Genomic DNA, 6,809 nt, shown 5'->3' with positions numbered 1-6,809 from the left:
GGCTCGCGGGCTTGACCGCCGGTATGGAATTTCACCAATCCCCAGAGGTATTTAATTATCTCACTTATCATACTCCATGTTTAAGCCAAATTCAACCCCTAGTGTTATAAATAGGATTAATAAACTGAGTGTACTCATCTCGTAATAAACCCATCAGGATCGCATCATGATACTCTCCCATGACAAACCGCGCTTGTCTTAACCTACCTTCGACCTTGAATCCCAGCTTTTCATAAGCTCGGAAAGCTCGCTGATTACCATCCCAAAGATCTAAACTTAAACGATGGAAATTCCATTGATAAAATAAGTAGTCAATCAAAACTTTTAAAGCATCTGTTCCGTAACCACGACCCCAATAATTCTTTTCCCCAATGATAATAAAGAGCATAGCTGATCGTGCCGGTTCATTGACATCCCGGAAGCCGGTGGTTCCAATTGGAAGATGGTCTTCATTTAAAATCAAATAACGACCATGATCTTTTAAAGGAGTAAAGAAGCGTTCTTCAATTTCTACTTCACTAAACATCGTACTTAAAGGCCAGGCACCGTTAGCCCAATAGTTAACCTCTTGATCATTATACCATTTTTGATATATAGGAATATCATCAGGCTCTAGTGGGCGGAGAAAAGTTTTCTTACCTTGAAGCATGTTTATCCTCCTTGAAAACGATTGGGGTAATATGGAAATAAAGTGAAATTTATTTTAGTATTCTAAACATAAAAGCGTGTCCTTATCCTAACATGGAAAGTACACGCCCGAAAATTCAATCGATGGTCGGGGCGACAGGATTCGAACCTGCGGCCTCTTGGTCCCGAACCAAGCACGCTACCAAACTGCGCCACGCCCCGTTTTTCTAGAACAAATAATAATATAACAAAATGCTCACAATCTGTCAAGTTGTCGAGGCAATATGCATACTGTATTCAGAGGGGTGGACAACTCGGTATCAAAGTAAAAAAATTGGCTCAATTTGCGAGTTTTTTACTTTACTCTTTTATTGATAGCAGGTCCTTTTTCCTATATACTTTAACCTATAATCGAAAAATGGACAAAATATATAGAGCGGGGGAGAGAAAAATGAGAAAAACCGCGATTATAATGGATTCTACAGGCTATTTAACCCAAGATATTATTAAAAAATACGATATTCGTCTTGCTTCACTCAATGTTAATATTGGTGACGAAACTTTCTTGGAAACTGAGTTATCAAATACAGCCTTCTTTTCTAAACTGGCTAATATTACTGGCTCTTCAACTACCTCACAGCCTTCTGTGGGAACGTTTCTGGAAGTTTATAATCAAGCCTTTAAGGATGGATATGAAGAAATTATTAGTATTCACTTATCCCAAAAAATTAGCGGCACTTTTTCCTCAGCAGTTATGGCTAAGGACTTGCTCGGTAATAAAAACATCCAAATTTATGATTCTCGGTCATCAGCTTTAGGTTTAGGACTATTGGCCTGGGCGGCAGCCGATTGGGCAGAAGAAGGTTTGGGTGCTCAAGAAATAATGACTAAGCTGTTTTCAATAAGCCAAAGATGCGAGCTTTATTTTATCGTAGATACCTTGGAATATCTCCATCGTGGGGGCAGAATCGGTGGGGCTTCAGCACTTTTCGGCACCTTGCTGCAGATAAAACCCATTTTGTATTTTAATGAAGAAGGAATTATCGACGTTTTTGATAAAGTTCGGTCAAAGAACCGGGCGCTTCAGCGGGTTTACTCAGAATTAGACCGTGCCCTTTCCAGTAAAGAGTCTTATCGGATTGGGGTAATTCATGTAAGTGCGTCCGATGAAGCAAAAGAGATAGCCAAGGAGCTTTCAGAAAAATATCCGGGTCAGGATATTCGTATCTTTGAAGCGGGACCTGTTATTGCGACGCATGTTGGCCCAGGTGCTTTAGGACTTGCTTTCCTTCCGTGGTCAGAATGATATATACAATTAATTACTAATTTAACTCAGTTCCGCTAAGGGATCTGAGTTTTTTTATATATCTGAATATTAAAACTTCATTTTTCTTATTATAATTAAAGGAAAACCTGGAAACGTAGGCGAATATTAACTCTAATAGAACTATATTTCACATGGCTGAAGAACTGGGTTAAAGTATGTGTAAAAAATCATTTAATAGAAAACATAAAATTTTCAGAATTTTAGAGGATTTCATTTATTTATGGAGAATACAATTATTCAGTTGTTTTGTCATATAAAAAACCTTGTCTGTCATATAGTGAGTACATGTAGCAGGAAAAAATATTGTGAAACACTACACACTTAGCAATGTTATAGGAGATGAAGTCGATGAAAATTGCAATTTCGGGTAAGGGAGGAGTTGGCAAGACAACTTTTGCTGCCAATTTAGCCTATTTTTTATCAGAGCAAGGAATGCGGGTAATTGCCGTGGACGCTGATCCTGATGCAAGTCTAGGAACGGTTTTAGGTATTTCAGAGGATGTTTTGGCTCAGCTGAAACCTATCGTTGAGATGAAGGAATTAATTGAGCAGCGTATGGGAGGTAGTGGTGCATTTTATCCGCTCAATCCCCAAGTCGATGATATTTTAGACGATTACTCTATTCAAGTAGGCCCCATTCGCTTTTTTAGGATGGGTAATGTCAAAGGTGGCGGTACTTCTTGCTACTGTAAAGAAAATAGTTTTTTACATGCTTTAGTCAATTCCTTGATTCTATCCGAACAAGACACAGTAATTTTAGATATGGGGGCAGGTATTGAACAACTGACCCGGGGAACGGCCCGAGGTGTTGATATTTTAGTTATTGTCACTGAAGCCAGTACCGTCAGCACTCATACAGTGCGGGTAATTCAAAAGCTTGCTCAAGAACTGGGAATTCCGGAAGTAGCTGTAGTAGGTAACAAAATTCGTTCACCAAAAGACGAAGATTTTCTTAAAGCACAATTTACGGACAAAGAACTGCTCGGGTTAATTCCCTTTAGTGAAGAACTACTTGATATGTCAATTCATACAGATAATTCTTCTTTTCCTAATGGTGCTCCAGGTTCCCAACTAGAATCTATTTATAGAAAACTAATGGAGAGGAGAGATTCATAAGGCACATAACTAAGAGCACGTAAACAAGGTGGAAAACAAAAGGAAAAAAGAGGAGGTTAAACAATGCCAAGATATCGGGATTTGACACACACCGCACGGCCCTCTAATGCGCCACGTGTGGTGGACCCCAAAAACCCATTGCGCACAAGCGATCCGGGAACCCTGGAAATGCTCAAAGTTGCGCAAGAAAACAAACTGGAGACAGTCTTTGATCGTTTTGTAGCCCAACAACCCCAATGCGGCTTTGGCTATAAAGGGATTTGCTGTCGTATTTGTCTTGCCGGACCCTGTCGGGTTAAAGCTGATGAAGGTCCTGCCAGCAGAGGTATATGCGGTGCTACAGCATATACAATTGTTTCAAGAAACTTAGTTCGAATGATTGCTGCCGGAGCTGCATCCCACTCGGAGCATGCGAGACATGTACTTCATACTGTACATGAACTCGTTGAAGGAAAGACTGCTGACTATGAAATCAAATCTCCACAAAAACTTCATAAGTTAGCCGAAAAACTCGGTGTCGAGACCTTAAACAGAGAGGATATGGAGATCCTCAAAGATGTTGCGGAATCAGCTTATGAAGATTTTGGCAGATATAAAGATGAACCTGCTAAATTCCTTGACTCATTCTTAATTGAGCAACGCAGAAGCAAGTTCAGAGATACCAATATCATGCCCCGTTCTATCGATGGTACTTGTACCGAGCTCTTAGCGCAAACAGCTCAAGGGGTGGATGCAGACCCGGTTAATATAATTTTTGGCGGCCTAAAAGGCTCCCTTGCCGATTTAACGGGAGAATATATCGGAACTACTCTTAGTGATGTCTTATTTGGTATTCCCGAACCGATTGTTTCCGAGGCCAATCTCGGGGTTATTGATGAAAAAATGGTCAACATTGCCGTTCATGGCCATAACCCTGTTCTTTCCGAAATGGTTGTTACCGCAGCCCGGGAATTAAAGGCCGAAGCCCAAAAAGTAGGGGCTCAAGGCGTTAATATCGTTGGTATTTGCTGTACCGGTAATGAGCTGCTCATGCGTGAGGGCGTGTATTTGGCCACATCCTCTGCTTCTCAAGAAATGGCCGTCTTAACCGGTGTTCTTGATGCCATGGTAGTTGATATTCAATGTATTTATCCTTCCCTTCAGCAATTGTGTGATTGCTACCATACCAAGATGATTACCACCGAAGCTATTATGAAGGTTCCCAGTGCACAACACTTGGCCTTCAGAGCTGAATCAGCTTTAGAAGACGCTAAAAAGCTCGTGAGAATTGCGATTGAAGCTTATAAGAATCGCGATCCCAAGAAGATCGCTCTTTCTAAAGAGCGTAACAGCTTAGTGGCGGGATTCAGTATGGAAGCTTTGGCGGATATTTTCTCCAAAATCAACCCTGAACGTCCTTTCTCTGTGCTTACAGATGCAATCCTGAGCGGTCAAATTAAGGGCGTCGTACAAATGGCAGGCTGTAACAACTTAAAGCGTCAGCAGGACGAGTCCCACGCTTCTATTCTTAAAGAACTCGTCAAGAATGATGTTTTCGTAGTGGCTACAGGATGTTCTGCCGGGGCCTTTGCCAAGTTAGGCTTAATGAATTCCGAAGCTGTGGACAAATATGCCGGGGAAGGCCTTAAGAGCTTCATTAGAACACTTGAGGAAGCTAACCCACAGCTTGCGGCCAAATTACCCTTGGTATTCCATATCGGTTCCTGTGTAGATAACAGCCGCGGTATGGATTTGGTTCAAGCTATGGCTACTGAACTGGGTGTTGATACACCAAAAGTTCCTTTTGCAGCTTCAGCTCCTGAGGCAATGCATGAAAAGGCTGTTGCCATTGGATCTTACTGTGTATCCATGGGTATTCCTACTCATGTTGGAACCATGCCCTACTTAGAAGGCAGTGATTTGATCTATGGAATTGCTACTCAAATTGCCCATGATGTATTTGGTGGTAACTTCATTTTTGAAGTAGACGAAAAGATTGCTGCGCAAAAAATCTTAAATGCTCTCGAATATAGAACCTGGAAACTAAGAATTCATAAGCAAACTGCCGAAAAATTCAATACGGCTATTGCTCAAGGTTGGTAAGGAAAGGAGGAAGTGATTATGTCCATGGAGCAAATTTATGCTGATGCTATCAAAGATCCTGCGAAAGAACCAAAAAAATTACTCCGCAAGGCCTATGACGGAACAATTACGGCCATGAGCTATGCGGAAATTCTCTTAAACCGCGCCATTAAGGACTACGGTCCGCAACAAACGATCGGCTATCCGGACACCGCTTACCACCTTCCGGTCATAACCTGTCTTTCCGGTGAAAAGGTTACTACTCTTGGTGAGCTTGTACCGATTCTCAATCGTTTGAGAAATCAAGTTAAAATGGAATTCACTTTTGAGAACGCCCGCCTCTGGGGGGAATCCGTTCTCTATGCCGCTGAAATTATCGAAACAATTCATTATCTCCGTAATGACGAGCCCAAAGTCGCCCCTTGGACCGGTTTCTTAGGGGACCCTATTGTTCGTAAACACGGGATTAAAATGGTTGACTGGACCATCCCCGGTGTTGCCGTTATTTTGGGTAGGGCTAAAGATTCACAAGCAGCGAAAAAAATCGTTGATAACCTAATGGGTAAAGGTTTCATGATCTTCCTCTGTGATGAGGTTATCGAACAGCTTCTCGAGGAAAACGTTAAAATCGGTGAGGACTATATCGCCTTCCCCTTAGGGAACTTTACCCAGGTTATCCATGCTGTAAACTATGCTTTCCGGGCAGGTCTGGCTTTCGGGGGAATTCCCGCCGGTCAAAGAGAGCAGCATCGTGATTATCAGCATCGCCGGGTACGGGCCTTCGTTCTCCATTTAGGGGAATTGGATGATGTCAAAGTAGCGGCTGAGATGGGGGCCATTTTCATGGGCTTCCCTGTTCTCACCGACCAAGAATTAGGCGAGGATATGCAGATTCCCGATTGGTATATTTCTGAGCCCGATTATGAAAAGATCGTTCCCCTAGCTTTAGAAGTACGGGGCATTAAACTTACCAATATTGAGGTCCCCATTCCGGTTAACTTTGGTCCCGCCTTCGAAGGAGAAACTATTCGTAAAGGAGATACCTACGTTGAGTTCGGTGGCGGTAGAACAACTGCTTTCGAATTAGTGAGCATGGTTGGACCGGATGACGTTGTTGATGGCCAAGTTACGGTTATCGGGCCGGAGATTGATACTGTTCCCGAAGGAACCAGGCTTCCCCTAGGGATTATGGTAGATATTTATGGCCGTAAAATGCAAGAGGACTTCGAAGGGGTTCTGGAGCGCCGCATCCACTACTTCACTAACTATGGTGAGGGAGTCTGGCACGTAGCCCAGCGGGATCTTTGCTGGGTGCGTATCTCCAAGGATGCCAGAGCCAAAGGCTTCTTAATTAAACACATTGGCGAACTGCTCTTGGCCAAATTTAAACAAGAATTTCCTGCTATTGTTGACCGGGTTCAAGTCACAATTATTACCGATCAACAAATAGTAGAAGAAAATATCGTAAAAGCTCGTGAACGTTATCGTGCCCGTGACGCCCGCTTGAAGAGCCTTACCGATGAAAATGTTGAAGAGTTTTATTCTTGCCTCCTTTGTCAGTCCTTTGCCCCCAATCATGTTTGCATCGTAACACCGGAGCGGGTAGGACTGTGCGGAGCGGTGAGCTGGCTTGATGCCAAAGCAGCTTTCGAAATCACACCTACCGGGCCTAACCAAC

General features: G+C 42.8%; 5 protein-coding genes and 1 tRNA gene. 4 read left to right on the top strand and 2 right to left on the bottom strand.

Annotated features, from left to right (window positions below; genetic code table 11):
• Nucleotides 1-91 precede the first annotated feature (91 nt).
• Both AC1U9U_RS14740 and AC1U9U_RS14735 read right to left on the bottom strand, forming a co-directional pair.
• Nucleotides 92-649 (bottom strand): GNAT family N-acetyltransferase, encoded by a 558-nt coding sequence (locus AC1U9U_RS14740; protein ID WP_479961309.1) that lies wholly within the window; start codon nt 647-649, stop codon nt 92-94.
• Between the two features lie 123 nt (nt 650-772).
• A tRNA-Pro gene (locus AC1U9U_RS14735) sits at nt 773-849 on the bottom strand.
• Between the two features lie 229 nt (nt 850-1,078).
• Here AC1U9U_RS14735 and AC1U9U_RS14730 point away from each other — a divergent pair.
• The 4 genes from AC1U9U_RS14730 to AC1U9U_RS14715 all read left to right on the top strand — a co-directional run.
• A complete protein-coding gene (locus AC1U9U_RS14730; protein WP_479961308.1) occupies nt 1,079-1,933 on the top strand; it encodes a DegV family protein in 855 nt (284 codons plus the stop codon).
• A 369-nt stretch (nt 1,934-2,302) separates the two neighbouring features.
• A complete protein-coding gene (locus AC1U9U_RS14725; protein WP_479961307.1) occupies nt 2,303-3,070 on the top strand; it encodes an ATP-binding protein in 768 nt (255 codons plus the stop codon).
• 63 nt (nt 3,071-3,133) lie between these two features.
• Nucleotides 3,134-5,152 carry an anaerobic carbon-monoxide dehydrogenase catalytic subunit gene (cooS, locus tag AC1U9U_RS14720; protein ID WP_479961306.1) on the top strand — a complete coding sequence of 673 codons (2,019 nt, stop codon included), beginning with the start codon at nt 3,134-3,136 and terminating at the stop codon, nt 5,150-5,152.
• Between the two features lie 18 nt (nt 5,153-5,170).
• Nucleotides 5,171-6,809: acetyl-CoA decarbonylase/synthase complex subunit alpha/beta (locus tag AC1U9U_RS14715; protein ID WP_479961305.1), on the top strand; the 1,639-nt coding region annotated here is incomplete at its 3' end.

The sequence above is a fragment of the Desulfitobacterium sp. genome (assembly GCF_982384815.1).
This window is presented reverse-complemented; position numbering and strand designations above follow the sequence as displayed.

Excerpts from the sequence above, each read along its gene's own strand:
- AC1U9U_RS14740 (WP_479961309.1), bottom strand. The coding sequence starts at position 649 with ATGCTTCAAGGTAAGAAAACTTTTCTCCGCCCACTAGAGCCTGATGAT.
- AC1U9U_RS14730 (WP_479961308.1), top strand. The coding sequence starts at position 1,079 with ATGAGAAAAACCGCGATTATAATGGATTCTACAGGCTATTTAACCCAA.
- AC1U9U_RS14725 (WP_479961307.1), top strand. The coding sequence starts at position 2,303 with ATGAAAATTGCAATTTCGGGTAAGGGAGGAGTTGGCAAGACAACTTTT.
- cooS (WP_479961306.1), top strand. The coding sequence starts at position 3,134 with ATGCCAAGATATCGGGATTTGACACACACCGCACGGCCCTCTAATGCG.